The sequence below is a fragment of the Amycolatopsis echigonensis genome, from assembly GCF_014174495.1.
Taxonomy (GTDB): domain Bacteria; phylum Actinomycetota; class Actinomycetes; order Mycobacteriales; family Pseudonocardiaceae; genus Amycolatopsis; species Amycolatopsis echigonensis.
In genome coordinates this window covers 65,557-90,897 of sequence record NZ_JACJHR010000009.1, presented here as the reverse complement: position 1 = coordinate 90,897, position 25,341 = coordinate 65,557, and the positions used below count along the sequence as shown (strand labels likewise).

Genomic DNA, 25,341 nt, shown 5'->3' with positions numbered 1-25,341 from the left:
CATGAGCGGGGACGAAACCGGCGTCGTGATCGTCGACGCCGAACTGGCAGAAAAGGCAGCGCCGCTGGCGCAGCGGCTGGCCGCCGACGGCGCCGCTGCCAAGCTCGCCGCCCAGGACCCCACGCTGTGGGGTCCGGACGCCGAGTCCGAAGCGTCGATCCGATTGTCCTGGACGACGTTGCACAAGTCGTCGCGTCCGTTGATCGGGGAAATCGAAGCGCTGCGCGCGGAACTGCGCAGCGAGGGCGTGGACCGCGTGGTGCTCGCCGGCATGGGCGGTTCGTCGCTCGCGCCGGAGGTCATCACCGCCACCGCCGGCGTCCCGCTCACGGTGCTCGACACGACCGACCCCGGCCAGGTGGCCGACGCGCTCGCGGGCGACCTCGAGCGCACGGTCATCGTGGTGTCGTCGAAGTCCGGCGGCACCGTGGAGACCGACAGCCACCGCCGGATTTTCGCCAAGGCGTTCGCGGACGCCGGGATCGACGCGGCGCGGCGGATCGTCGTCGTGACCGATCCCGGCTCCCCGTTCTCCGAACTGGCGGAGAAAGAGGGCTACCGCAAGACCTTCCTGGCCGATCCGCACGTCGGCGGCCGCTACTCCGCGCTGACCGCGTTCGGCCTCGTGCCGGCCGGTCTCGCGGGCGCGGACGTCGCGCGGCTGCTCGACCAGGCGGCGTCGGTGGCGGAGACGCTCGCCGAGGACACCGCCGAGAACCCGGCCGTGCAGCTGGCCGCGGCTTGGGCCGCGGCACATGAAGCGGGCGCGGAGAAGGTCGTGCTGGCCGACACCGGCTCCGGGATCAAGGGCTTCCCCGACTGGGCGGAGCAGCTGATCGCCGAGTCCACCGGCAAGCTCGGCACCGGCCTGCTGCCGGTGGCCGTCGAAGGCCCGGACGCCCCTGGGTTCGCCGACCACGGCAAGGACGCGACCGCGGTCGCGATCGGCGCCCCGGAAGGCGCGGCGCAGGTCTCGGTGACCGGCCCGCTCGGCGCGCAGTTCCTGATGTGGGAGTTCGCGACCGCGCTCGCCGGACGGCTGATCGGGATCAACCCGTTCGACCAGCCGGACGTCGAGGCGGCCAAGAAGGCGGCTCGCGCGCTGCTGGACGACCCGGAGAAGCTGAAGGGCGGCGAAGCACCGGCCACTGTGGACGGTGCGGTCGAAGTCTTCGGCAGCGAAGGAGTTTCGACCGACGGCAAGCTCGCCGACGTGCTGCGCGCGTTCTTCGGCTCGGTGGCCGACGGCGGGTACATCGCGGTGCAGGCCTACCTGGACCGGCTGGACGACGCGTCGACTTCGCTGCTGCGCACCGAAATCGCCAAGCGGACCGGCGTGCAGACCACGTTCGGCTGGGGCCCGCGGTTCCTGCACTCCACCGGGCAGTACCACAAGGGCGGCCACCAGAACGGCAGCTTCCTGCAGATCACCGGCGCGGTCGGCGAAGACCTGTCCGTGCCGGACCGCCCGTACACGCTGGGACAGCTCCAGCACGCGCAGGCGCTCGGCGACGGCCAGGTGCTCGCCGAGCACGGGCGCCCGGTGCTGCGGCTGCACCTGACCGACCGCGCCGCCGGGCTCGCCGAGCTCGTCCGGGCAGTGCAGGAGGCCGCCCAGTGACCACTTGGCGCAACCCGCTGCGGGACCCCCGCGACAAGCGGCTGCCGCGGATCGCCGGGCCGTCGAGCCTGGTGATCTTCGGCGTGACCGGCGACCTGGCGCGCAAGAAGCTCATGCCCGCCATCTACGACCTCGCGCACCGCGGGCTGCTGCCCGCCGGGTTCTCGCTGGTCGGCTTCGCCCGCCGGGACTGGGAACACCAGGACTTCGGCGAGCTGGTGCACGATTCGGTGCGCGAGCACGCGCGGACGCCGTTCAAGGAGTCGGTCTGGAACCGGCTCGCCGAAGGAATCCGGTTCGTCCAGGGCACTTTCGACGACGACGAGGCCTTCGACCGGCTCGCGAAGACCGTGCGCGAACTGGACGAGGAACGCGGCACCGGCGGCAACACCGCGTTCTACCTGTCGATCCCGCCGGGCGCGTTCCCGGTGGTGACCAAGCAGCTGGCGCGTTCGGGCCTCGCGCAGGCCGACGAGAACACCTGGCGGCGCGTGGTCATCGAGAAGCCGTTCGGCCACGATCTCAAGAGCGCCAAGGAGCTCAACGCGATCGTGAACGACGTCTTCCCCGAGGAGTCGGTGTTCCGCATCGACCACTACCTCGGCAAGGAGACGGTGCAGAACATCCTGGCGCTGCGGTTCGCGAACCAGCTGTTCGAGCCGATCTGGAACGCGAACTTCATCGACCACGTGCAGATCACCATGGCCGAGGACATCGGCCTCGGCGGCCGCGCGGGGTACTACGACGGGATCGGCGCCGCGCGCGACGTCATCCAGAACCACCTGCTTCAGCTCCTCGCCTTCACCGCGATGGACGAGCCGCTGTCGTTCGAGCCGAAGGCGCTGCGGTCGGAGAAGGCCAAGGTGCTGGCGGCGACCAAGCCGATGATGCCGCTCGACCAAACCACCGCGCGCGGTCAGTACGCGGGCGGCTGGCAGGGCGGCACCAAGGTGCCGGGACTGTTGCAGGAAGCCGGTTTCGCGAAGGACTCGAAGACCGAGACCTATGCCGCGGTGACGCTGGAGGTGCAGAACCGCCGCTGGGCGGGCGTGCCGTTCTACCTGCGCACCGGCAAGCGGCTCGGCCGTCGCGTCACCGAGATCGCGGTCGTGTTCAAGCGCGCGCCGCACCTGCCGTTCGACTCCACCTCGACTGAGGAGCTGGGGCAGAACGCGCTGGTCATCCGCGTGCAGCCGGACGAGGGCATCACGCTGCGGTTCGGGTCGAAGGTGCCGGGGACCACGATGGAGGTCCGCGACGTCACGATGGACTTCGGCTACGGCCACGCGTTCACCGAATCGTCGCCGGAGGCCTACGAGCGGCTGATCCTGGACGTGCTGCTGGGCGAGCCGTCGCTGTTCCCGGTGAACGAGGAAGTCGAGCTGTCGTGGGAAATCCTCGACCCGGTGCTGTCGCACTGGGCGAAGCTCGGCACCGCGCCGGAGCAGTACCCGCCGGGCAGCTGGGGACCGAGGTCCGCTGACGAAATGCTGGAGCGTACCGGCAGGCACTGGAGGCGTCCGTGATCATCGACCTGCCGTCGACCACGACGTCGGCGCTGAACAAGAAACTGGTGGAGATCCGCGAGCAGGGCGGCCAGGTCGCGCTCGGCCGGGTGCTGACGCTGGTGATCGTCGCGGACGACGACGCCAAGCTCGAAGACGCCATCGAAGCCGCGAACGACGCCAGCCGGGAGCACCCGTCGCGGGTGATCGTCGTGGCGAAGGGCGCGCGCACGGCCGCGCCGCGGATAGACGGCCAGATCCGCGTCGGCGGCGACGCCGGTGCGAGCGAGGTCATCGTGCTGCGGCTGTACGGCCCCCTGGCCGCGCAGGGGCAGAGCGCCGTGGTGCCGCTGCTGCTGCCGGACGCGCCGATCGTCACCTGGTGGCCGGGCGTCGGTCCGAAGGCCCCCGCGGAGGACCCGCTGGGCCAGCTGGCGCAGCGGCGAATCACCGACTCCGCCGCGGAAAAGAACCCCATAAGGGCTCTCACCACGCGCGCGAAGGCCTATGTGGAGGGCGACACCGACCTGGCGTGGACCCGGCTGACCCGCTGGCGGGCGCAGCTGGTGTCGGCGCTGGACCTGCCGCCGTACGAGAAGATCACCGGCGCGACGGTGACCGGCGAGGCCGACTCGCCGTCCACCGAACTGCTCGCGGGCTGGCTCGCCGAGTACCTCAAGGCTCCGGTGCACCGGGTCAAGAGCTCGAGCGCGCAGGGCATCATCTCGGTGAAGCTGGAGCGGAAGTCGGGCGCGGTGGAGCTGACGCGGCCGGACGGGCGGGTCGGCACGCTGACCCAGCCGGGCCAGCCGACGCGGCGGATCGCGTTGCAGCGGCGCAGCAATCCGGAGTGCCTCGTGGAGGAACTGCGGCGGCTCGACCCGGACGAGATCTACGAGGCGGCGCTGCACGGGCTGCACAAGATCGCCGCGTCCAACGGGTCCAAGCCCGCTGCCGCCAAGGCTTCCGCTGCGGCCAAGCCCGCTGCCGCCAAGCCCGCGGCCAAACCCGCCGCGGCGGCGAAGCCGAAGGCGACCGGCCGCAAGGCGGCGGAAAAGAGCACCTCATGAGCCGGACCGAGGTCGTCGTCTACGAAAACCCGGACCTGCTGGCCGCGGCCGCCGCGGCCCGGCTAGTGACCCGGATCGTCGACGTGCAGGCGGCCCGGGGCACGGCGTCGGTGGTGCTCACCGGCGGCGGCACTGGCATCGCGGTGCTGCGGGAACTGCGGGAGTCGAGCGCGCGGGACGCGATCGACTGGTCGCGGTTGGACATCTACTGGGGCGACGAGCGGTTCGTCCCGGCGGATTCGGACGAGCGCAACGAGAAGGGCGCGCGCGAAGCCCTGCTCGACCACGTGCCGCTGGCTCCGGAGCGGGTGCACGCGATGGCCCCGTCGGACGGCGAGTTCGGCGACGACGTCGACGCGGCCGCCGAGGCGTACGCGAAGGTGCTCTCCGACGCGGCAGGCCCCGATGCCGATGTGCCGGAGTTCGACATCATGCTGCTGGGCCTGGGCGGCGAGGGCCACACGGCGTCGCTGTTCCCGGAAACCGACGAGGTGCGCGAAACGCAGCGCTCGGTGGTACCGGTCCGCGACTGCCCGAAGCCTCCGCCGACGCGTGTGTCGCTCACGCTGCCGGCCATCCGCCGCGCCCGCGAGGTGTGGCTGATGACGGCGGGCACCGCCAAGGCGGACGCGGTCGCGCAGGCACTGGCCGGTGCGCCGGAAACGCAGATCCCGGTGTCAGGCGCCCGCGGCTACCGGCGGACGTTGTGGCTCTTGGACCGCGAGGCGGCCGGGAAGCTGACGAAGGTGTACCAGCCGCCAGCTGAGTAAGACAGTTTTGCCGAGAAGGGCTCCTCGTGCGTTGGCGCGGGGAGCCTTTTTCGTTGCGGGGCAAGGATACTGAGCTTTTGCGTTCCTACGCGAGCACCAGCCCTACTCCCCCGCCGCCTCCGCGCCGGTCAGCACTGCCGCCGTCGCCGCCAAGTGGTCCGTCAGCAACTCCGCCGCCGCTTCCGGATCCCGGCTCAACGCCGCCCGCTCCAGTCCCTCGTGCTGGGCGAGGACGTCCTCCACCGGAATCCGGTACGCCGGGTGCACCGTCCACCGCCGGGCCAGTTCGCTCGCCATCCACATCCGGTCGAAGGTCTCCAGCAGCACCGCGTTCCCGCAGCCGTCGAGCAGCGTGCGGTGGAACAAGCGGTGCGCTTCCGCCCAAGCAGCGGAGTAGTAGCTGCCTTCCTCCGGCACATACATCGGCGTCCGAGCGAGCCGGTGCCCCGCCGCGCGCACTCGCGTCTCCCACTCCAGGTCTCCGCGCGCGACCGACATCCGCAGCATCGCGGGCTCGACCGTCCGGCGCGCCTCGATGATCTCCTGCCACCGCTGATCAGCGAGCGTGGGCACGGCGAACCCGCGGTTCGTCAGCCGTTCCGCCAGTCCCTCGCCGACCAACCGGACCAGCGCCTCCCGCACCACGGCGAGGCTGACCTCGTACCGCGCCGCCAGTTCCTGCGGTTTCAGCGCCTGTCCTGGCTCGACCTCGCCGCGCATGATCGCGTCGCGGACCCGGTCGTAGATCTGCTCGGACAGCATCTGCTTCATGCTGCCAGGATAGACAATCTGCCAAATCATCGATTATAAGCGCCATGGTCGATGGTAGGCTGCGCCAGCGAGGGGAGCTTGTTCTTCCGTTCGCGCCGACCGGCGACCCGGCCGACGCCCCGCCCGCGGGATCACGATGGCCGCGCGGTTTTCGTCGCGACCGCGGAGATACCCGCGTAAACCGCCTGCTCACCCCAGTCAGTGCCTCGTGCTCGCCACCACGCGGCGGCCTTCGACTGCGCAACGACACTTCCGCCCACCCGCACGGGTGATCTCTCCCCTGTTCGCGTGGGCCCGACCTGGGCGGCAAACGGAGCAACTGACACTCGGCCAAAAAGCGGCTCACCACGATGTGGGAACAGCCGTATGGTGAACGTAAGGTGATGTGATCGACACAAGGTGACGTCACCTGCCCGGCGTTCATCCTGTTGGAGCAGTTGTGGAGATTACAACACCACAAGTACCACTCTGGGTGAAACTTACTGGCAACACACACGTTCCCGTTAGCATCCGCACATTTGTTCACCGCCGCGCGTCCCGATCGGGTGGCCGGAGCATCTCATCACTAAGTCCACAAGACGAATGGGGTCGCCGCGATGAGCACTGAGGGACTCTCGATTCCTGGCATCTCGATGAGCAGCTCCGCCGCGGGAGCCGCCCGGCGGGCCAGGCGCGCCAGCCTGACCGGGGCGTTCGCCGTGTTCCGGAAACCCCTCGTCGCGACGATCGCCATCGAGGCGGTGGTCGTGCTGCTGGCGGTGCTCGACGTCTGGCTCGTCGTGCCACCGAAAGCCCAGCCTTATTCGCTGTACCTGTCGGCCGCCGCGTGCCTCGCGGTCGTGGTGCGGCGGCGCTTCCCGTTCCTCGCGGTGCTCGCCGCGGCGCCGGGATTCTTCGCCGGATGGGCACAGCTCGCGTCGATGCTCAACCTCGGCATGCTCGCCACGCGGCGGCAATCGCACTGGCAGACCTGGGTCGGTGCCGGATTGGTGTTCACCTGCCGGTTCGTGCGGTGGCCGCTCTCGGAGTTCGCGGACCTGAGCTGGCGCGAACACGTCCTCGACGGGATCTACGGCGTGCTGGTGGCCGGAATGCCGATCGCGATCGGCCTGCTGATCGGGGCGCGCGCGGAGATCTCGGCGAAGCTGGCCGAACTGGCGAAGAGCCGCGACCGCGAACGCCGCTTCCACGCCGACGCGGTGCGCGCCGAGGAACGCGCCCGGCTGGCCCGCGAGATGCACGACGTCGTTTCGCACCAGATCACTCTGATCGCCATGCAGGCGGGCGCACTGCAGGCGCAGGCCAAAGACGGCGCGGCGCTGGAGACGGCGCAGGTCATCCGCAAGCTGTCGACGCGGACGCTGGAGGAACTGCGGTCGCTGGTGAGCGTGCTGCGCTCCGGGTCCGGGGACGACGGCCCGCGGCCCGGGATAGGGGAACTGGACCACCTGATCCGCACGTCCGACGTCCCGGTGCAGCTGACCGTCGAGCAACTCCCGGACAGCCTGCCGAGCCAGGTCTCCGCGGCGGCGTACCGGACGGTGCAGGAATGCCTGACGAACGTCCACAAGCACGCCCCCGGCGCGACGGCCACGATCCGCATCCACGCGGCGAGCGGCGCGCTGGACATCGAGGTGGAGAACGCCCGCGCCTGCCGCGCCGGCGAAGCCTTCCCCTCAGGCGGCCACGGACTCACCGGACTCGCCGAGCGCGCCCGCCTGCTGGGCGGAAGCTTCGAAACGTCCGACACAGAGGACGGCGGGTTCCGGGTACGGGCCCGGTATCCACTGGACCGCTGACGAGGGCTGACTGGGTTCTCGGGCGCGGTCGCGCCGGTTGTCACCGGCATGACCACACCCGAGGCTCTCTGCGGAACCTGCCGCGGTTTCCTGCTGCGGACCGGTTTCCGCGGTGCTCCGGACCGGGCAACGACAGGCCAGGTGAAGGATCCACCGGCACCGATCAGCCGGGCTCGGCCTGCGGCACAGGAATGCGCCGCGCGGCACCTGAACCTTTGCCTGCCCTGCCATGGCCCGGACCTGCGCTGCCGTGGTCAGCCTTGCCCCGGTCCACCAGCCTTGCCCTGCCCTGATCCGCCCTGGTCTGGACCTGCTCCCCCAGGTCCAGGCCGCCCGAACGGCAGCAATCTCCTCCCACGCCGCCCACTCGGCAAAGGTCTGGACCTCTACCGGCCAGGGTCCAGACCACCCAAGACTCCCCGGGAACTAAAAAACCACCGGCCCTCGCCCTCGCGGACGGGAAGCCGGTGGTCCCGGAGAAAGAACCGTGCCTCAGATCAATTCGCGGCGCTGGCGGAGACGCTCGAGCGCTTCGGCGAGGATGGCCTCGCCGTCGGCGTCGCTGCGGCGTTCCTTCACGTAAGCCAGATGCGTCTTGTACGGCTCGGTACGAGGCGCGGCGGGCGGATTCTGCTCGTCCTGACCGCCCGGGAGCCCGCAGCGCGGGCAGTCCCATTCGTCGGGGATTTCCGCGTCCATCGCGAACGACGGGCGAGCCTCGTGCCCGTTCGCGCACCAATACGACACCCGGCGCCGTGGCGCCGATTCACCCCGCTCCGATTCGCCCGAAGGACCGGCACCCACGCGGGTGCCGCGAATCGCGTTACCGCCAACCATGAATCCTCACCCGTTGGAATCGGCGGCGCGCCCCCCAATAGGCACGCCGATCGCAAGCCCCCTTCCGGGGACCCGGTCAGACCTTGAGCAGGAGGCCGAGGCCCACGATGCTGATCAGCCAGATGGCCCCGAGCAGCAGCGTGATCCGGTCGAGGTTCTTCTCGGCGACGCTGGATCCCGCGAGACTCGACTGCATCCCCCCGCCGAACAGCGACGACAGGCCGCCGCCCCGGCCGCGGTGCAGCAGCACGGCCACCACCAGCAGCACGCTGGAGGCGATCAACAGGATTTGCAGGAACAGCTTCATGTCATCCTCTGTGCTTGTCTGAGCATGCAGGGGTACGGCCGGATCCGCACAAGTGTGCGGATCTTCACCGTACCCCTGGACTCGTCCACTGCTCTAGTGACGGACCGAACACACAGGCTACCCGGTAGTGCCCACGATCAGGGCAGCGGGCCGCCCGCGGCGAGCGCGCAGAGCTTGGTGAACTCCTCGCCGTCCAGGCTGGCACCGCCGACCAGCGCGCCGTCGATGTTGTCCGCGGCCACCAGCTCGGAGACGTTCCCGGACTTCACCGAACCGCCGTAGAGCACCCGGACCGCCGTGGCGACCTCGTCGCCGTACTTCTCCGACAGCGTCCCGCGCAGGGATTTGCAGACCTCCTCGGCGTCGGCCGCGGTGGCGACCTTGCCGGTGCCGATGGCCCACACCGGCTCGTACGCGATCACGACGGACTGCACCTGCTCGGCCTTGAGCCCCTTGAGGCCCTCGACCAGCTGGTTGCGGGTGTGCTCGAGGTGCTCGCCCGCCTCGCGGATCTCGAGCTCCTCGCCCACGCACAGGATCGGCGTGATGCCGTGCTTGAGCGCGGCCTTGACCTTCTTGTTGACCAGCTCGTCGGTCTCGCCGTGGATCGCGCGGCGCTCCGAGTGGCCGACGGTGACGAAGCTGCAGCCCAGCTTCGCCAGCATCGGGCCGGAGATGTCGCCGGTGAATGCTCCCGAGTCCTGCGGCGACAGGTCCTGCGCGCCGTAGGTGAGCGAGAGCTTGTCGGCGTCGACGAGGGTCTGCACGCTGCGGATGTCGGTGAACGGCGGCAGCACCGCCACGTCCACCTTCGCGTAGTACTTCTCCGGCAGCGCGAAGGCGATCTTCTGCACCAGGGCGATGGCCTCGAGGTGGTTGAGGTTCATCTTCCAGTTGCCTGCCACCAGGGGCTTGCGTGCCACTTAGTTCTTCCCCTCCAGCGCCGCCACGCCGGGCAGCTCCTTGCCTTCCAGGTACTCCAGCGAGGCGCCGCCGCCGGTGGAGATGTGCGAGAAGCCGTCCTCGGGAAGGCCGAGCTGCCGCACCGCGGCGGCCGAATCGCCGCCGCCGACCACGGTGAACGCGTCGCTCTTCACGAGCGCCTCGGCCACCGCGCGGGTGCCGCCGGCGAACGCTTCGAATTCGAAGACGCCCATCGGGCCGTTCCAGAAGACGGTCGCCGCGTCGGCGAGCTTCTGCGCGAACAGCTCGGCGCTGCGCGGGCCGATGTCGAGGCCCATGCGGTCGGCCGGGATGGCGGTGACGTCGACGGCCTCGTGCGCCGTGTCGGCCGCGAAACCTTCCGCCGCGAGCACGTCGACCGGCAGCACCAGTTCGACGCCGCGCTTCTCGGCCTCGGCGAGGAAGCCCTTGACCTGGTCGAGCTGGTCTTCCTGCAGCAGCGACGTGCCGACCTCGTAGCCCTTGGCCTTGAGGAACGTGTACGCCATGCCGCCGCCGATGAGCAGCCGGTCGACCTTGGTGAGCAGGTTCGCGATGACGCCGAGCTTGTCGGACACCTTCGAGCCGCCGAGCGCGACCACGTACGGCCGCTTGACGTCGTCGGTGAGCTTCTTCAGCACGTCCAGCTCGGCCAGCACGAGGCCGCCCGCGTACGCCGGGAGCACCGCGGCGATCTCGTAGACGGAGGCCTGCTTGCGGTGCACGACGCCGAAGCCGTCGGAGACGAACGCCCCGCCCGGGGTCAGCGCGGCCAGCTCGGCCGCCAGCTCGGACCGGTCGACGGCGTCCTTGCTGGTCTCGCGCGCGTCGAAGCGCACGTTCTCCAGCAGCACGACGCCGCCGTCGGCCAGCCCGGCCACCAGCGCCTTCGCCGACTCGCCGACGAGGTCGCCGGCCAGCGGGACCTCGGAGCCGAGCAGGTCGCCCAGCCGCTTCGCGACCGGCGCGAGCGTGAACTTCGGGTCCGGCTCGCCCTTGGGGCGGCCGAGGTGCGCGGTGACGACGACCTTCGCGCCCGCGTCGGCGAGCTTCTTGATCGTCGGCAGCGCGGCCCGGACCCGGCCGTCGTCGGTGATGACCGACCCGTCGAGCGGGACGTTCAGGTCGCTGCGCACCAGCACGTAGCGGCCCTGAACGCCCTCGCCCAGCAGGTCGTCGAGGTTGTTGACGCTCATCCGGTTCAGAGCTTCGAGCCGACGAGCTTGATCAGGTCGGCGAGGCGGTTCGAGTAGCCCCACTCGTTGTCGTACCAGCCGACGACCTTGACCTGGTTCCCGATCACCTTGGTGAGCGGCGAGTCGTAGATGCAGGACGCCGGGTCGGTGACGATGTCCGAGGACACGATCGGGTCGACCGAGTAGCGCAGGATGCCGGCCAGCGGGCCCTCGGCGGCGGCCTTGTACGCCTCGTTGATCTCGTCGACGGTGGCCGACTTCTTGAGGGTGACGGTGAGGTCGGTGGCCGAGCCGGTCGGGACCGGGACGCGCAGCGCGTAGCCGTCCAGCTTGCCGAGCAGCTCCGGCAGCACGAGGCCGATCGCCTTGGCCGCACCGGTGGAGGCCGGGACGACGTTGAGGGCGGCGGCGCGGGCGCGGCGCAGGTCCTTGTGCGGGCCGTCCTGCAGGTTCTGGTCCTGCGTGTAGGCGTGGATCGTGGTCATCAGGCCCTGCTCGATGCCGAAGGCGTCGTTGAGGACCTTGGCCAGCGGGCCGAGGCAGTTGGTGGTGCAGGACGCGTTCGAGATGATCGTCTGCGAGCCGTCGTACTTGTCGTCGTTGACGCCGAGGACGACGGTCAGGTCCTCGCCCTTGGCGGGCGCGGAGATGATGACCTTCTTCGCGCCGCCGGCGATGTGCGCCTTGGCGGCGTCGGCGTTGGTGAAGAAGCCGGTCGACTCGACGACGACGTCCACGCCGAGGTCGCCCCAGGGCAGGTTGGCCGGGTCGCGCTCGGCGAGGGCCTTGATGGTCTTCCCGTCGACGACGATGCCCTCGTCGTTGACGCTGACCTCGCCCGGGAAGCGGCCGAGGATCGAGTCGTACTTGAGCAGGTGCGCCATCGTGTTGACGTCGCCGAGGTCGTTGAAGGCGACAACTTCGATGTCGTGACCGCTGGCCTTAACGGCACGGAAGAAGTTGCGGCCGATCCGGCCGAAGCCGTTGACACCTACGCGAACGGTCACTGCTGCCACTCCTCTGGTGTTGATCACGGCGGCGGCGCACCGGCCGCCGTCCGCTGAAGTTGGACACTGCGGAAGTTCCCCGGGGCGCCCGCCCCGGACGACTTCTGCGACTTCCGGAATCGGTGCAACCCTAGCGTGCGGGCGCCGTTGCCCCGGACTGCCCTGACGAGACTTCCACCACTGCCGGGAGACGTCAAGAATCGATTAAGAACCCAGCTCAGCCGGGTGGGGACCGGAAACGGGGCGGGCGCTCCCTCCGGTGCCGGGGGCGGGAACGGACCAGTCGCTTGATCGGTCTTGGTGCCCCGGTTCACGCTGTCGGGCGGGTTTCGCCGAGCCTCGCGGGGCGGGGGCGCGCGGGGGCGGGCGGCGGTCGCGGTCCGCGGTTGGCTCGGACACAGGTACCGCCGGTCGGCCGAGTCTCGGGGCGCTTCCCGCGCTCGTCTGCGCCAGTCCGGGCGTATGGGGCGACTCGGGCCAATACGGCCAACCCTGTTGGGCTAAGTTGATCTTCGCGCTTCCGTGGGGCATCGGAAGGCGATCAAGGGCCGGAACGGGCGAAATGCGGCCAGGCGGGTGCCCGCCGCAGGGAAAATTCCACCGGGCCGACCCCGATACGCAGGTCGTCCCGGCCAGGGGCAGGGCGGTGAGAGCTGACTCGGCGTCCGGCGCTGCCGCCGCCCGACGCGGTTATCAGAAGCCGTTCCGCCGCCCGCCGTCAGCAGCTCAACCACCGCCGGAGCTGTCAACAGCCCAGCCACCGCCTGAGCCAACCGGGCAACAGCCGCCCTGTCGTCGCCCGACCCGGCCACCGGACCGCACCGGCCACCGCCGGACCTGGCCAGCGGTCAGCACCAGCCACCACCGGACCGGGCCGACCGGGCAGCAGCCACCACCGCACCCGACCGCCAGGCAGCACCAGCCGCCACCGGCCCCCGCCGCCAGACAGCACCAGCCACCGCCGAACCCAGCCACCGCGCAGCAGCCACCACCGCACCCGGCCGCCAGACAGCACCAGCCACCGCCGGACCGGCCGCCAGGCAGCACCAGTCATCGCGTGACCCCGCCGCCAGGCGGGCGGGTCGGCCGGGTCGCTGAGCAAGCCGGGCCGCTGGGTCGTCCGGCCGTCACCCGGCACGCCCGCCGCGGGTCGCTTCGGCACAGTGCGCAGCGTTATCCAGACAGCTCCTTCTCCGCCGGGGTCCGGAACTTCGGCACTACTCGCGCCTCCCCCAGCCATTCGCTCAGCCGGGCGGCCTCGGCGTCCACCGCGGCGGTCTTTTCCGCTCCGATGTCCTCCAGCAGGCGGACCGCGACTTCTCCCGACGGGCGGTGGCACCAGGCTCCGACGATCCGGCCGTCGCTCCAGATCGTCGGGCCGATGTTGCCGCTGCGGTCGAACAAGGCGGCGCGGTGCGGGCCGACGTACCAGTCTCGGGATTGCCAGCCCATCGCGGTCGGGTCGAGGGCCGGGAGCAGGGCGATCCACGGGTCGGGAGCGGCGACCGGGGCCAGGTCGTCGGGCAGGGCGATCGCTGGCTCGCCGTCCAGGTCGACCTCGGCGGGGGCGAGGGCGGTCAGGGCCTTTTTCGTCTGGCCTGCGGTCCAGCCGGTCCACCAGCGCAGGTCGGCGACCGGTGCGGGACCGAAGGCGTAGAGCCATCGCCGGGCCAGGGCGGTGCGGGCTTCGTCTTCGGAGAGACCTGGCCAGTCGGCGGTGCCAGGAGCGGAGACGGAGCGGGCGGACCCGTCGATGGTGCCAATGTCAGAGCGGTTCGGTCGCCCGACGGCATCGCGATCGGAGCAACCCGACCGGCCGATGCTGCCGGAGCCAGCACGATCCGACAGCCCAGCACTCCCACGATCGGAGCGACCTGGCTGGCCAGCGCCATCGAGGTCGGAGCCGTCTGGCTCGGCAGCGGATCGGCCTGATTCGGCTCCCCCGCCAGAGCCGGGAATAGCCGACCCAGCAGCGCTTCCGGCAAGCCAATCAGTCAGCGGAGACCAGTAGTACTGCGTGCTTTGCCAGCTCCCCCTCGGGCGACCGCGCACGATGCGGCCTTCGGCGGCCAGCTGGAACAGCACCCGGCTGGTGACGTTGCCGATCGACTCGTACGGTTTCCCCTTCGCCATCAGCAGTTGCTGCCGCAGGCGCGGTTCGTCGTCCGCCAGTTGCTGGGCGGTCGCCGATCCCCTGGCGTGCAAGGCTTTGTCGACGCTCGCCATCACCTCGTCCAGCCACTCGCCGGGACGCGGCACATTCTCTGGATGGCCTTGGGTGCCCAGCTGCTTTTCCAGCAGGCGGCGTTGGCGGGCGGCGATGTCGTACGAGCAGGCAGCCTGTACCAACCCGGCAGTCGCGATGTCGGTGACAAAGACCGTGCGGCGCATGCCGAGGATGCGCAGGAGGGTGCGCCGGGAGTACAGCGCGTCCTCGACGTCGGCGACCGAGACCGCGTGCACGCGCGACCAGGCGGACAGGTACACCGACGCGGGATCGGTGGCGTGCAGCGCGACGACGCCGTCGACTGCTTCCTCGACGGTCGTCACCCGGGCCGCTAGGCGGTGGCGTACGCCGAGGCGGGCCCGGCGCTGGGCGAGGGTCATCTTCACGACTCGATTCCTACCAGCAAGGTCCGACAGAAACCGCATCCGTGCTGGTCAACCGCCGGAACCGGCGAGCGTGACGGTCCGCACGGCGACGAAACCAGAACTGGGCCGGTCGGTACCGGTCCTGGGGTTCCCGCTCGCCATCCTGTCCGATCCGGACGGACGGATCGCTTTCGTCTCCGGCGCGGAATCGACCGCGGTGGAAGTCATCGATCTCGAAACCCGCAACCTGGTGACCACATTGGACACCCAAGCGGCTGGGGCGCCAAGCGGACACGGGCTGGCGTACGTGCCCGTCGCCTGACAGGCCTCGGCGCGCGGTGACCGCGCGCCAGCCAGACCGTCAGGCCGGTTGTTCCTCTTCGGACGGCTTCACCGACGGAGAAGAAGACGCCCGGCTGAACATCCGGGTCGCCGAAAGACGAGCCACCCCGTCCGGGTCCCCGAGATCGTCGAGGGAATTCCGGATCGTCGCGTCCACCGACAGGTACTTCCGCCCGGCGCGCAGGTCCGCGTCGTTGCGAAGCCGCACGATCAGCGGGAACTCCGCGAGCGCGCCCGCGTCGAACAAGCCCGTCGTGTAGATCAGCTGCACGCCCAGCGCCTCCGCCACGGCCCGCTGCAGCTCCAGGAGGTACCCGGCGGACGCACGGCCGATCGGGTTGTCCAGGAACAGCACGCCCGAATGCCGGTTCCGTGCCTTGCCGCGGTTGTTGGCCCGGAGCGCGGCGAGCGTGCAGTACAGGATGATCGCCGCGGTCAGCTGCTGCCCGCCGGAGAACACGTCGCGGATTTCGGACACCCGCTGCCGTTCAGTGCGCAGCACGGAGTCCGGCTTGAGCATGTCGACCCGGTACCCCTTGGGCGCCGCGACATGCACGCCGCGCAGCACCAGCGACAGCCCGTCCCGCTTCACGTCGCGGCCGTCGGCGGTCTTGCCCGCGGCCGCCTCGTCGACGACCTCGCCCAGTTTTTCCGCCAGCACATGGTCTTCCAGCTCGGTGAACCGGATCCGCAGGAATTCCTGGCCGGACCAGTCGCCGAGCCCGTCCGGCAGCCGCGACACCCGCTGTGCGGACCGGAGGGTGCGCAACGCGCCTTCGACCATGCCCTGCAGCCGCGTGATGATGCCGCCGCGATGCCGGTCGATCTGCGCGAGATCGTCGGTGAGCGTCCGCAGCCGGGGCCGCAGCGCCTCGCTCCATTCCGCCGCGTGCGCGGGAAGCTGGTCCCGCTTGACGGAAATCACCTGCTGCCGCACCGGGGTGCTGAGCTTCTCGAACCGCTTTTCGGTCGCGTACTGCGCCAACTGGTCCGCCGCCGCGCGCACCCGCCGGTCGCCGGAGTCGGCCGCCGCCTGCGCGTCGTTGAGAACGGTGTTGAGCTGGTTGTACCGGGTCCGCGCGGACTCGACATCGCCGTCGTACGCGTCCGCAGACTCCTCGGAACGCAAGTGCGCCAGCGATTCCGACAGCAACCCGAAGCCGGACGCCGACGCCTTGCCCGCCTCCAGCGTCGCTTCCGCCGCAGCTCGGCGTTCCTGCAGCTCTTCCCATTTCCGGGCCGCCGCAGACACTTCCAGCGAAGCCGCGTCGATCAGCTCAAGGCCATGCTCGATGTCGCGCGGCCGCTCCGCCGGGGAAGCGACGCCGGTCTGCAACGGCAGCGCGTCCAGCTCAGCCCGGCGCGTCGACACCTGGCCAATCGCCTCGGTGCGTTCCTCTTCCAATGCATCGACAACCCGCCGCGCTCGCGCCAACGCCGCCGCCCGCGTGGAAGCATCGGAACCGTCAGGCGTCTCCAGCAACGCTGCCGCCCGCACCCGGACCTCTTCGTCCAGCGCTTCCAACGCCGACGACGCCGCTGCCTCAGCGGATTCCGCCTGCTCCAGCTCAGCCCGGAGATCGCTGCCGACCTCGACCTTCGCGTACGCCTCCGAAGCCGACGCGAAGGTTCGCCGCAACGCGTCCACCGGTTCCGAGGGCGCTTCGACGTCCTCCGGCAGCTCAGCCGCGCCCGGCACCTCGGCCAGCTCGGACCGTGCGGTGGTGACGGTGCGACGGTGTCCGTCCGCGGTTCGCTGCTCCTCCGCCGCCTGCTCGCGCAACCGCGCCGCCCGCGCCGACGCCTCGGCCGCCGACGTCTCCGCGCGTTCCGCGATTTCCGTTGCCCGCTCGACTTCTTCGGTCCACTCCGCGACGCGCGCGGCCCGGGTGGACAGTTCACCGAGCCGACGCGCCTTCTCCTCGGCTTCCGCGGCCGCGGTCCGCAATGCCGGGACCCGCTCACGCAAGGCGGCGGCTTTTTCGCTCAACCGGGCGAATTCCGCCTCAGCCTGCGCCAGCGCGGTCTGCGCGGTTTCCCGCGCGACGCGAGCGCTTTCGGCCTGCTCCGCGAGCGTCCCGATCGCACCCGCCGGATAGTCCTCGCGCCAGGTGGTGAGCTTCCAGGTCAACGCGCCATCGGCCGCCAGCGACTCCGACAGCTGCTCCAGCCGGCGCTGCCGTTCCGCATGCCGCTGCGCCACGGCCTCCCGCTCGGTGTCGGCGGCTTCCTCGTCGTACATCGCCGGGTTCGGCGGCACGAGGAACTCGACGCCCGCCGCAGCCGGAACATCCGCCGCCTGGAACGCATCGGTGGTACCGACCGCGACGACCGCGCTCGGCAACAGCCGGGAAGACTCCAGCACCTCGCGCGCCCGCTTGACCTGCGCCGCGTCGTTCAACAGCACGCCGGCGACGAGCTGCGGCATCCGTTCCAGGACTTCGGCACGCCGTACTGAGTCCAGTTTGGACAGATAACGCCAGCCTGACCACGCGGTGATCCCGGCCTGCTCCAACGCATCCAGCGCGGTCTGCACGTCCTCCGGCGGCGGCAGCAGTCCGCCCGACCCGAGCGCGGCGAGCGCCCGCTCGTCGGCCTGCTCCTCCATCCGCAGCGCGGTCTGCTCCTTCTCGACCGCCGCGCTCGCGTCGCGCAACCGCTGCAGCAGCACCGGAAGATCGCTCTCCAGCTTGACGTCGTCCGCGCCGAGCAGCTCCATCAACCGAGGTTCCGCGGCCAGCGCGTCGGTGCGCCGGTGCGCGCGCTCGAGGTCTTCCGCCGCCCGTACCAGACGGTCCTGAGTGGACCCGGCGAGCTGATGCGCCTCGTTCACCGAACGCTGCGCCGCTTGCAGATCCTCGCCGACCCGGTCGAGTTCCTGTTCCCGGCGAACGGATTCTGCAGCCGCGGCTTCGGCTTCCGCGCGCGCGGACCGCGCCGCTTCCGCGACATCCGCCCCGGAGGGCAACAGTCCGCTTCGGACGGACTCGGAGATTTCCTCGCGCAGTTCGGCAATCCGTGACGACAGACCGCGCGCCTCGGCCCGACGACCAGCAGCCAGGTTCGCCGCTTCATCCCGCTCGGTCTGCGCCTTCTCCGCTTCGGCGCGCAATGCGTCCGCGTGTGCCTCGGCTTTGTCCGCCTGCCGCTGCGCATCTCGCGCTAGCGCAAGCAAACCACGCCCCAACGCGACCGCCGCCGCGTCCCGCGCGGCCAGCGCCGGTTTCGCCTTCTCCTCGCGGTTTCCGACCAGTTCGCGCAGATCTTTCGCCTTGCGCGCAGCATTCAACCGGTTCAGCACGGTCGCGGTTTCGCGCCACGCTTCGGCCTGCGTCTTCGCTTCCGCCAGCTCGCCGTCGACGCGCTCGCGTTCGATCTGCGCTTCTTCCAAACGCAGGACCGCAACCAGCCGCCGCAGCTCGGTGACGCCCGCGGTCAGCCGCCGATGGTCGCCCTCGGCGAGCTTTTCGGCGGTCCGCACTTCCTCGACATGCTCCTCCAAGCCGGACAGCCGCGCGTTCTCCAGCTCGTTGCGCGCGTGGATCCGCCCGGCCAGCTCGCTGAGGTCTTCCCGTGCCGATTCGGCGATCCGGCGCGACGCCGCGGCCACGCCTTCCTCCTCGGCCAGCGGACCGAGCAGTTCCAGCGCGCCCTCGACGAACTCCTTCTCCGCCATCAGATCGCCGCGCTGCGCGAGGTTGTTCGCGTACGTCGACACGACCTCGGCGAGGTCCTTCGGCTCGTCCTCGGACAGCACCGCGCGCAGCAGGAACTCCACGAACGCCTCGTCGGTGGAGAACTGGAACGCGTCGGCCGCCTCGCCCTCGCCCGCGTTCATCGCGCGCTGGTAGCGGAACAGCTCGGTGTCGAGGCCGAGCTGGTCGAGCCGTCCGGTCCACTCGTGGTGCCGGCGCGTCCAGAACAGCTCCAGCTCCGGTTCGGCCATCGCCGCGCCCGCGATCCGGTCGTGGAAACCGGACATGGTGAGCAGCCTGCCGTCCTCGGTCAGCGGCAGCGAATCGAGGCCGACGTCGGCGGTGGGGCGGAAGCAGTACCAGGAGTCGATCAGGTTCTCCGAGTCCGCGGACGTCACGTGCCCGCGCCACTCCGACACCTTGCCGGTGATCACCCGCTGGCCGGTCTCGACGTGCAGCCACTCCAGCACCACGTGCGCGACGTCCTTGGCCGTCACGAACTTCTCCAGCACCTTCGTGCTCGTGGTGCCGACGACCTGGCGCCGCCCGGGCAGCATCACCGAGAAGATCAGCTTGATCAGCACCGATTTGCCACCGCCGTTCTCGAGGAACAGCACGCTCGCCGGCGACGGTCGGCGCACCGGGCCGCCGGCGTGGATGCCCGCGGAGAACAGCGCGTCCTGCTTCGGCGCGGTGATCGTGGCCCCGACGCCGCTGAAGTCCAGCACCACGTCCTGGTACCGGGCGCCCGCCGGGCCCACCGAATGCAGGCGGACCCGCGAAAGCTCGTACATCCGTTTCCCCTCTTACTGCAGCGTGTCCGAGGCCGTCGCACGCAGCGTTCCCCCAGGCCCGGCGACCGCGACGACGTCGAGCGCGAGCAGGTCGTCGAACGCGGCGTCCGCGGCCAGTTCCCGCACCTGGATCTGGTACCGCGGCGTCGTGCGGTAGGTCCCGCCCTGTTCGTCGCTCACCGGCACCAAAAAGCCTTGGTCGGCAAGGAATCGCAGCGCACGCGAAACCATGCCGCGAGTGGTGTCCGCCGCCATCCGGCCGTCCTTCGTCGCCGCGGCGGCCGGACGGCGAGCGTACGCGCGCCACGCCTGCTCCAGCTCCGGCGCGTCGGCCAGCGGGTCGTTGTTCGCCTCGGCCAGCTGCGCGCGCTCGTCGAGGACGCGCGCCGCTTCGCGGACCATCGCGTCGACCTGCTCGACGCTCACCCGTCCGATGTAGGTGTCGTTGGCCAGGTCGTCCGGCCGCGGATAGCCGAGCGCGGCCGTCGCGAGGTGGATGAGGCCGTGCAGCACCTTTTCCGTCTCGCGCCGCTCGCGGATCTTGGCTTGCCGCGCGTAGCTGTCCATCTTGATCTCGAAGACGGACTCGTCGGTGGCCGCGAGCACGCATCCGGCCTGCTGCGTCACCTCGAGCACCATCAGCCCGAGCCCGGAAGCGACCGCGTGGGTGAGCGCCTTGAACGCGTTGTCCTCGCCGTAGCGGCGCACCAGCTCGCCGTAGACGACGTCGCGAGCCGGCAGTTGCTTCGGGCGCATCCCGAAAGCGACGAGCCGCGCGGCGGCCTCGGCGTCGACGCTCGTGTGCGTCACGGGCATCAGGCGACCTCCTCGGTCTCGTCGTCCGCTCGTTCGACCTCCGCGGTGGACAGCAGCAGATCCGCGCCGCCGAACTCCGGGTCGTCGAGCAGGGTGCCGTCGTCGACGGCGAGCAGCACGTGGCGTTCCCCCTGCCGGCGCGCCGCGCCGACCTCGGGACTGTAAGCGTGCAGCGCACGCAGCGCGACCAGGGACGCCAGGTTCGGCTGCCCGGAGCGGCGCGCGTCCTCCAGCAGCCCGGACAGCCGGCGCGGCACGTCGGGAAGGTCGAGCAGTTCGTCGGCGAGACGCCAGACGTCGTCGCCGAACCGGTCGGTCACCTCGGCGGGCACCAGCTCCGGCTCCGGCACCTCGCCGACCAGCTGGTCGCGTTCCGGGGCGGGCCGCAACAGCAGCGACACCAGCGAAGACAGCGACGGCACGACCGGCGTCGCGATGCCGGCGACGGCGTGGAAGAAGTGCTCGGCGGGCGCGGTGGCGTCGGCGAGCGGCAGCCCGAGCGTCGGCATCAGGAGCTGGCCGAACAGGTCGAGCGTGGCCCGCTGCGGCGGTCCGGAGAACTGCTGGCGGTCCTGCTCGGCGCGGAAGACCGCGCCCGCGTCCGCGATCCGCGACTGGAGCTTGGTGTGCCGCCGGATGCAGTCGGCGACGATGTCGACCAGTTCGGCCGCGCGGCGCTTGTGGTCGGCGTCCTCGGATTCGTCCCGCGCGGTGGTGATGTTCTTGAGGATCGCGTTCTCCGCGCGAAACCGCGACTCGATGTGCCCGAGCGCCGATTCGATCAGCTCCGGCACCTCCTGCTCCCAGTCGACCGCGCGCACGTCGCGGCGAGTCGCGTCGAGCTTCGCGCGCAGTGTCTCGCCGTACTGCACGGTGCGGTAGCGCGCCTGCTCGGCGGCTAGCTTCGCGTCCGCGAGGCGGCCGCGGTTGATCAGGTTCTCCAGCTTCACCTCGGCCGCGATCTGCGCCGACTCGACGTCCGTGTCCAGGGCTCCGACCAGCACGTTGATCGCCTCGTCGGTGGCGCGCAGGTACACCTCGCCGTCGGGGGCGGCCAGCTCGACCAGGAGCTTGAAGTCGAACTGGCGGCGCTGGTAGCCGCCGGGGCCGAGCGAGCCGTACACGCGCCGGAAGCCGCGGTCGGTGGTGCCGACGTTGATCAGGTTGTCCAGCACCCACTTGGCCACGCGCACGTGCTCTTCCGGCGTGCGCGAGGGCGCCTGCAGCGAGATGAACGGCAGCAGCCGGTCGATCACCTGGTCGTGCCCGGCCCCGGTGTCGAAGTCCATCGCGATGGTGACCTGGTCGATCGTGTGCAGCGCGATCTCGGCCATCTGGTACACCGTGGCGTCGGCCCAGTCGAGCTTCGCCTTGCGCGCGTCGAGGTCGTGCAACGGCGCGGTGCAGGCGAGCGCCTTCAGCCGACGGGTCAGCCCCTCGTCGGCGAGCCCGGCGGCGCCCATCTCGTCGTATCGCACAGCAGGTCAGGCTAGTCGGCCTGCCCGAGCGCCCGCACACGCGGACGGCTAGCGTGGCGGGCATGCGGGAGATGACCAGGGCGGAGTGGTGGAAGTTCGCGAGCGAGGGCACGCGGACCGGGATGCTGGGGATCGTGCGGGCCAACGGGGCCCCGGTCGTCACGCCCGTGTGGTTCCTGCTGAACGAGGGCCCGAACGGCGACGAACTGATCTTCACCACCGGCACTGACACGCTCAAAGGCAAGGCCCTGCGCCGCGACGCGCGGCTCTCGCTCGCCGTGGACGACCAGCGGCCGCCGTTCTCGTACGTCCAGTTCACCGCCGAGGCGGAACTGCACCACGACCTGGACGAAATGCTGGAGTGGGCCACCCGGCTCGGCGCGCGGTACATGGGCGAGGAGAACGGCCCGGCCTACGGCAAGCGCAACGCCGTGCCGGAAGAATCCCTCGTCCGGGCGAGGATCACGAAGGTGATCGCCCGGGCGGACATCGCCGGGTTCTGACCTGCCGGTTCCCTCGACGCACGCTCCGCGGCGCTCGCTGCGGAGCGTAATGCCGCGATCGCACTATTGACACCGCGCCTGCCGAGGGTGTGTGATCTGTCCCGATAAATAGGAAACTTTCCTAACGAATATCTTCCGCCGCCGCCCCGACCCCCTCAAGCAGGAGGCCCCCGTGGCACGACGCTCGACGTTGAGCGCGCTGTTCGCCGGTACCGCGGCGACCGCGCTCGGCTGCGCACTGCTGACCCCGGTCACCGCCACCGCGGCGACCGGGGATTACGAGTCCGAGGACGCGACGCTTTCCCAGGCCAAGATCGCCACGAACCACTCCGGGTACTCCGGGAAGGGATTCGTGGACTTCGACAACCTCGTCGGCAGCTACGCCGACTACTCGGTCAACGCGGCTCAGGCCGGCACGCACACGCTGACTTTCCGCTATGCCAACGGAACCTCCGACGACCGGCCGATGAAGCTCGTGGTCGACGGCGGCGACAAGGGCACGGTTTCCTTCCCCAGCACCGGTTCCTGGACGACCTGGAAGACCGTCACCGCGACCGTCCAGCTCACCGCGGGCGTCAACCACGTGCGCACCGTTTCGGCGTCCGCGAACGGCGGCCCCAACACCGACAAGATCACCGACAGCTTCAGCGCCCCGGTCGACACCGAACCGCCGACGCCGCCGAAGAACTTCCAGGTGTCGAACATCCGGCCCACCGCGGCGGATTTCCGCTGGGACCCGGCGACGGACAACGTCGGCGTCACGCGGTACGAGATCAACCGCGGCGGCAACACGCTGAAGGTCGTGGACGGCAAGACCACCTCGGCGACCGTCGACCAGCTGACGCCGAACACGTCGTACGACATCTCGGTGATCGCCTACGACGCGGCGGGCAACCCGTCCCAGCCGAGCAACGTCGTCGGCGTGAAAACCCCGCCCAGCGACGACAAAACCCCGCCGAGCGTGCCTGGTTCGCTCAAGGTCACGGGCAGCACTTCGGACAGCATTTCGTTGTCCTGGAAGGCTTCCACCGACGACAGCGGCTCGATCGCGGGCTACGACGTGTACCAGGGCAAGGACCTCGTCTCGACCACGACGCAGACTTCGGCGACGGTCACCGACCTCAAGCCGAACACGTCGTACACGTTCACCGTGAAAGCCCGTGATCCCAACGGAAACGCCTCCGCGGCGAGCAACGCGGTCACCGCGAAGACGACGGGCAGCACCGGCGCGGGCGGCGGAATCCCGTCGTACGACAAGGACATCGCGAAGGTCGACCTCGGCTGGGCGGTCGGTTTCCTGCCGAACGGCAACGCACTGGTGACCGAACGGGACCGGTTCGAACTGCTGCAGATCACCCCGGACGGCAAGAAGACGACGCTCGGCAAGATCCCCGGCGTGGTCACCACGAACGGCGAGGGCGGGCTGCTCGGGCTGGCGATCTCGCCGCAGTGGAACACCGACCACGCGGTGTACCTCTACCACACGTCGGCCAGCGACAACCGGATCGTGAAGGTCACCTACGACGGCACCACGCTGTCGAAGACCACCACCCCGGTGCTGACCGGCATGGCCAAGAACCAGTACCACAACGGCGGCCGGATCGCGTTCGGCCCGGACGGCAAGCTGTACGCCACCGTCGGCGACGCGAAGGTCAAGGCCAACGCGCAGAACAAGAGTTCGCTCAACGGCAAGATCCTGCGGCTCAACCCGGACGGTTCCGCGCCGAGCGACAACCCGTTCTACGCCACCGGCGGCAACGCGCGGTACGTCTGGAGCTACGGGCACCGCAATCCGCAGGGCCTCGCCTGGGATTCGCGGGGGCGGCTGTGGTCGTCGGAATTCGGCGAGAGCAGCCAGGACGAGCTGAACCTGATCCAGAAGGGCGGCAACTACGGCTGGTCGGCCTGCGAGGGCACGATCGGCGACTGCGCGGGGACGATCGCGCCGAAGAAGACGTGGCCGACCTCGCAGGCCGGACCGTCCGGCATCGAGATCGTGAACGACTGGATCTACATCGCGGCGGTGACCGGCCAGCAGTTGTTCGTCACGCACATCAAGGGCGACAGCGTCGGCGACGTGTCGGCGGTGTTCTCCGGCCGGTGGGGGCGGCTCCGCTCGGTGACCAAGACGCCGGACGGGCACCTCTGGGTGACCTCGACGAACAACGACAAGCTCGGCGGCACGCCGGACACCATCGACAACGTGGTGGTGCAGCTGAAGTTCCCCGGCGCGGCGCTCGCCGGATAAGCCGCGGCAGGGTGACCGGAGCGGCGCCGGTCACCCTGCCGCACCTCATTCTTTCACCAGTTCGTAACAGCGGATGCGCGCCTTCGCGTCGAAAACCGGGACAGTGACCATGATTTCGTCCGCGCCGGTCTGCTTCGCCAGCTCCGCGAGCCGCGCCTGGACCTGGTCCCGCTCGCCGTACGCCTGCGCCGCGCGGAAGTGCTCGAGCTGCGGGATCATCTCCGGAGCGAACTCGTAGCCCGCGGCCTCCTCCGGCGTGAGCATCGGCTGGTCTCCCCCGCCGCCGGTGAGCAGATGGGATTTGAGGACGTTCATCGGCCCGGACAGGTATTCCGCCTCGGCCTCGGTGTCCGCGCAGATCGTCTCGACGCACAGCAGCACATACGGGTGGGAGCGCCACTCGGACGGCTGGAACTTCTCCCGGTAACGCTCCAGCGAGGCCGCGGTGTTGTCCGGCCGGATGTGATGCGCGAACGCGATCGGCAACCCGCGCTCGGCAGCGACCTCCGCGCCCGCCGGGCTCGAACTGAGCAGCCACGGCTCCGGCACGGTGACGCCGCCCGGGAGCACCTTGTCGCTGCCGAGATGCTTCAGCAGCTCGTCGACGTCGGCGTGGTAGTCGGCTTCCTGAGCTGGCTCACCTCCGCGGCGCAACGCGCGGATGATCTCCGGATCGAGCGCGCCCGGCCCGCGGCCGACCCCGAGATCGACCCGGCCGCCGGTGAGCGCGGACAACGTCCCGAACTGCTCCGCCAACGCGAACGGCGCGTGGTTCGGCGCGAGCACCCCGCCGGACCCGACCCGCACCCGGGACGTCACCGCGCCCGCGTGCGCCGCGAGCACCTGCGGGGACGCGCTGGCGATGGCCGGGGAACCGTGATGCTCGGCGAACCAGAGCCGGTGGTAGCCGAGATCGTCAACCCGCCGTGCGACGGAGGAAAGCGGCTCAAGCGCCGCCGTGGCCGACTGCCCGGCTTCGACCAGCGCGAGTTCAAGTGCGGAGAGCGGCACATCGATCATGCCCCCACGGTAGCGAACCCAGCGGTGT

The 25,341-nt window shown here is 70.3% G+C and carries 18 protein-coding genes and 1 pseudogene; 8 read left to right on the top strand and 11 right to left on the bottom strand.

Annotation, left to right across the window (positions count from 1 at the left end):
• Position 1: 1 nt before the first annotated feature.
• From H5411_RS08865 to pgl, 4 genes are read left to right on the top strand one after another with little or no spacing between them, the layout of a single operon-like run.
• Positions 2–1,621 (top strand): glucose-6-phosphate isomerase, encoded by a 1,620-nt coding sequence (locus H5411_RS08865; protein WP_101438589.1) that lies wholly within the window; start codon positions 2–4, stop codon positions 1,619–1,621.
• Complete coding sequence (gene zwf / locus H5411_RS08860) at positions 1,618–3,147, top strand: glucose-6-phosphate dehydrogenase (protein WP_183123519.1); 1,530 nt, start codon at positions 1,618–1,620, stop codon at positions 3,145–3,147. Before H5411_RS08865 ends, zwf begins: the two co-directional genes overlap by 4 nt.
• Positions 3,144–4,196: a glucose-6-phosphate dehydrogenase assembly protein OpcA gene (opcA, locus tag H5411_RS08855; RefSeq protein ID WP_183123518.1), complete on the top strand. Its 1,053-nt coding sequence runs from the start codon at positions 3,144–3,146 to the stop codon at positions 4,194–4,196. The genes zwf and opcA overlap by 4 nt, the downstream gene beginning before the upstream one ends.
• Positions 4,193–4,966, top strand: a complete 774-nt coding sequence (gene pgl / locus H5411_RS08850) for a 6-phosphogluconolactonase (protein ID WP_101438586.1) — start codon at positions 4,193–4,195, stop codon at positions 4,964–4,966. Before opcA ends, pgl begins: the two co-directional genes overlap by 4 nt.
• Before the next feature lie 102 nt (positions 4,967–5,068).
• Here pgl and H5411_RS08845 read toward each other — a convergent pair whose 3' ends face one another.
• Complete coding sequence (locus H5411_RS08845) at positions 5,069–5,728, bottom strand: GntR family transcriptional regulator (RefSeq protein ID WP_208637700.1); 660 nt, start codon at positions 5,726–5,728, stop codon at positions 5,069–5,071.
• Between the two features lie 605 nt (positions 5,729–6,333).
• On the opposite strand from H5411_RS08845, the gene H5411_RS08840 reads away from it, so the two are divergent.
• Entirely contained in the window at positions 6,334–7,536 is a 1,203-nt protein-coding gene (locus tag H5411_RS08840) for a sensor histidine kinase (RefSeq protein WP_167442037.1), read from the top strand.
• Between the two features lie 492 nt (positions 7,537–8,028).
• On the opposite strand, the gene H5411_RS08835 is transcribed toward H5411_RS08840, so the two are convergent.
• From H5411_RS08835 to H5411_RS08810, 6 genes are all read right to left on the bottom strand, one after another.
• Entirely contained in the window at positions 8,029–8,373 is a 345-nt protein-coding gene (locus tag H5411_RS08835) for an RNA polymerase-binding protein RbpA (protein WP_009075886.1), read from the bottom strand.
• Positions 8,374–8,449: 76 nt separating this feature from the next.
• Positions 8,450–8,680 carry a preprotein translocase subunit SecG gene (gene secG / locus H5411_RS08830; RefSeq protein ID WP_033292761.1) on the bottom strand — a complete coding sequence of 77 codons (231 nt, stop codon included), beginning with the start codon at positions 8,678–8,680 and terminating at the stop codon, positions 8,450–8,452.
• 137 nt (positions 8,681–8,817) lie between these two features.
• The gene (gene tpiA / locus H5411_RS08825; RefSeq protein ID WP_101438584.1) at positions 8,818–9,603 is read right to left on the bottom strand and encodes a triose-phosphate isomerase; all 786 of its coding nucleotides are present in this window, start codon (positions 9,601–9,603) and stop codon (positions 8,818–8,820) included.
• Positions 9,604–10,818, bottom strand: coding sequence for a phosphoglycerate kinase (locus tag H5411_RS08820; RefSeq protein WP_183123517.1), 1,215 nt, complete (start codon positions 10,816–10,818; stop codon positions 9,604–9,606). It abuts the gene before it with no gap.
• Positions 10,819–10,823: 5 nt separating this feature from the next.
• Entirely contained in the window at positions 10,824–11,825 is a 1,002-nt protein-coding gene (gene gap / locus H5411_RS08815) for a type I glyceraldehyde-3-phosphate dehydrogenase (protein ID WP_183123516.1), read from the bottom strand.
• Between the two features lie 1,173 nt (positions 11,826–12,998).
• A complete protein-coding gene (locus H5411_RS08810; protein ID WP_220816686.1) occupies positions 12,999–14,432 on the bottom strand; it encodes a winged helix DNA-binding domain-containing protein in 1,434 nt (477 codons plus the stop codon).
• 76 nt (positions 14,433–14,508) lie between these two features.
• Between H5411_RS08810 and H5411_RS08805 the strand changes: the two genes are divergently transcribed.
• A complete protein-coding gene (locus H5411_RS08805) occupies positions 14,509–14,739 on the top strand; it encodes a hypothetical protein (RefSeq protein ID WP_183123514.1) in 231 nt (76 codons plus the stop codon).
• A 39-nt stretch (positions 14,740–14,778) separates the two neighbouring features.
• Here the strand turns inward: H5411_RS08805 and H5411_RS08800 are convergent, their stop codons facing one another.
• The 3 genes from H5411_RS08800 to H5411_RS08790 are packed head-to-tail and all read right to left on the bottom strand — an operon-like array spanning position 14,779 to position 21,527.
• On the bottom strand, positions 14,779–19,248 hold the full coding sequence (locus H5411_RS08800) for a coiled-coil domain-containing protein (RefSeq protein ID WP_183123513.1): 4,470 nt from the start codon (positions 19,246–19,248) through the stop codon (positions 14,779–14,781).
• 12 nt (positions 19,249–19,260) lie between these two features.
• Positions 19,261–20,064, bottom strand: coding sequence for a hypothetical protein (locus H5411_RS08795; protein ID WP_009075875.1), 804 nt, complete (start codon positions 20,062–20,064; stop codon positions 19,261–19,263).
• The gene (locus H5411_RS08790) at positions 20,064–21,527 is read right to left on the bottom strand and encodes a hypothetical protein (protein WP_101434554.1); all 1,464 of its coding nucleotides are present in this window, start codon (positions 21,525–21,527) and stop codon (positions 20,064–20,066) included. The genes H5411_RS08795 and H5411_RS08790 overlap by 1 nt, the downstream gene beginning before the upstream one ends.
• Before the next feature lie 77 nt (positions 21,528–21,604).
• On the opposite strand from H5411_RS08790, the gene H5411_RS08785 reads away from it, so the two are divergent.
• Both H5411_RS08785 and H5411_RS08780 read left to right on the top strand, forming a co-directional pair.
• Positions 21,605–22,045 carry a PPOX class F420-dependent oxidoreductase gene (locus tag H5411_RS08785; protein WP_101434555.1) on the top strand — a complete coding sequence of 147 codons (441 nt, stop codon included), beginning with the start codon at positions 21,605–21,607 and terminating at the stop codon, positions 22,043–22,045.
• A gap of 199 nt (positions 22,046–22,244) precedes the next feature.
• Positions 22,245–24,290, top strand: a pseudogene (locus H5411_RS08780) (PQQ-dependent sugar dehydrogenase); the annotation flags it as partial.
• A 48-nt stretch (positions 24,291–24,338) separates the two neighbouring features.
• Here H5411_RS08780 and H5411_RS08775 read toward each other — a convergent pair.
• Positions 24,339–25,313, bottom strand: a complete 975-nt coding sequence (locus tag H5411_RS08775; RefSeq protein ID WP_183123511.1) for an LLM class flavin-dependent oxidoreductase — start codon at positions 25,311–25,313, stop codon at positions 24,339–24,341.
• Between the last annotated feature and the right edge of the window lie 28 nt (positions 25,314–25,341).

Coding starts and splice junctions, on each gene's coding strand:
- H5411_RS08795 (WP_009075875.1), bottom strand. CDS start 20,064: ATGCCCGTGACGCACACGAGCGTCGACGCCGAGGCCGCCGCGCGGCTC.
- pgl (WP_101438586.1), top strand. CDS start 4,193: ATGAGCCGGACCGAGGTCGTCGTCTACGAAAACCCGGACCTGCTGGCC.
- H5411_RS08800 (WP_183123513.1), bottom strand. CDS start 19,248: ATGTACGAGCTTTCGCGGGTCCGCCTGCATTCGGTGGGCCCGGCGGGC.
- H5411_RS08835 (WP_009075886.1), bottom strand. CDS start 8,373: ATGGTTGGCGGTAACGCGATTCGCGGCACCCGCGTGGGTGCCGGTCCT.
- H5411_RS08845 (WP_208637700.1), bottom strand. CDS start 5,728: ATGCTGTCCGAGCAGATCTACGACCGGGTCCGCGACGCGATCATGCGC.
- H5411_RS08785 (WP_101434555.1), top strand. CDS start 21,605: ATGCGGGAGATGACCAGGGCGGAGTGGTGGAAGTTCGCGAGCGAGGGC.
- H5411_RS08820 (WP_183123517.1), bottom strand. CDS start 10,818: ATGAGCGTCAACAACCTCGACGACCTGCTGGGCGAGGGCGTTCAGGGC.
- H5411_RS08775 (WP_183123511.1), bottom strand. CDS start 25,313: ATGATCGATGTGCCGCTCTCCGCACTTGAACTCGCGCTGGTCGAAGCC.
- secG (WP_033292761.1), bottom strand. CDS start 8,680: ATGAAGCTGTTCCTGCAAATCCTGTTGATCGCCTCCAGCGTGCTGCTG.
- H5411_RS08865 (WP_101438589.1), top strand. CDS start 2: ATGAGCGGGGACGAAACCGGCGTCGTGATCGTCGACGCCGAACTGGCA.
- H5411_RS08840 (WP_167442037.1), top strand. CDS start 6,334: ATGAGCACTGAGGGACTCTCGATTCCTGGCATCTCGATGAGCAGCTCC.
- H5411_RS08810 (WP_220816686.1), bottom strand. CDS start 14,432: ATGACCCTCGCCCAGCGCCGGGCCCGCCTCGGCGTACGCCACCGCCTA.
- H5411_RS08790 (WP_101434554.1), bottom strand. CDS start 21,527: ATGGGCGCCGCCGGGCTCGCCGACGAGGGGCTGACCCGTCGGCTGAAG.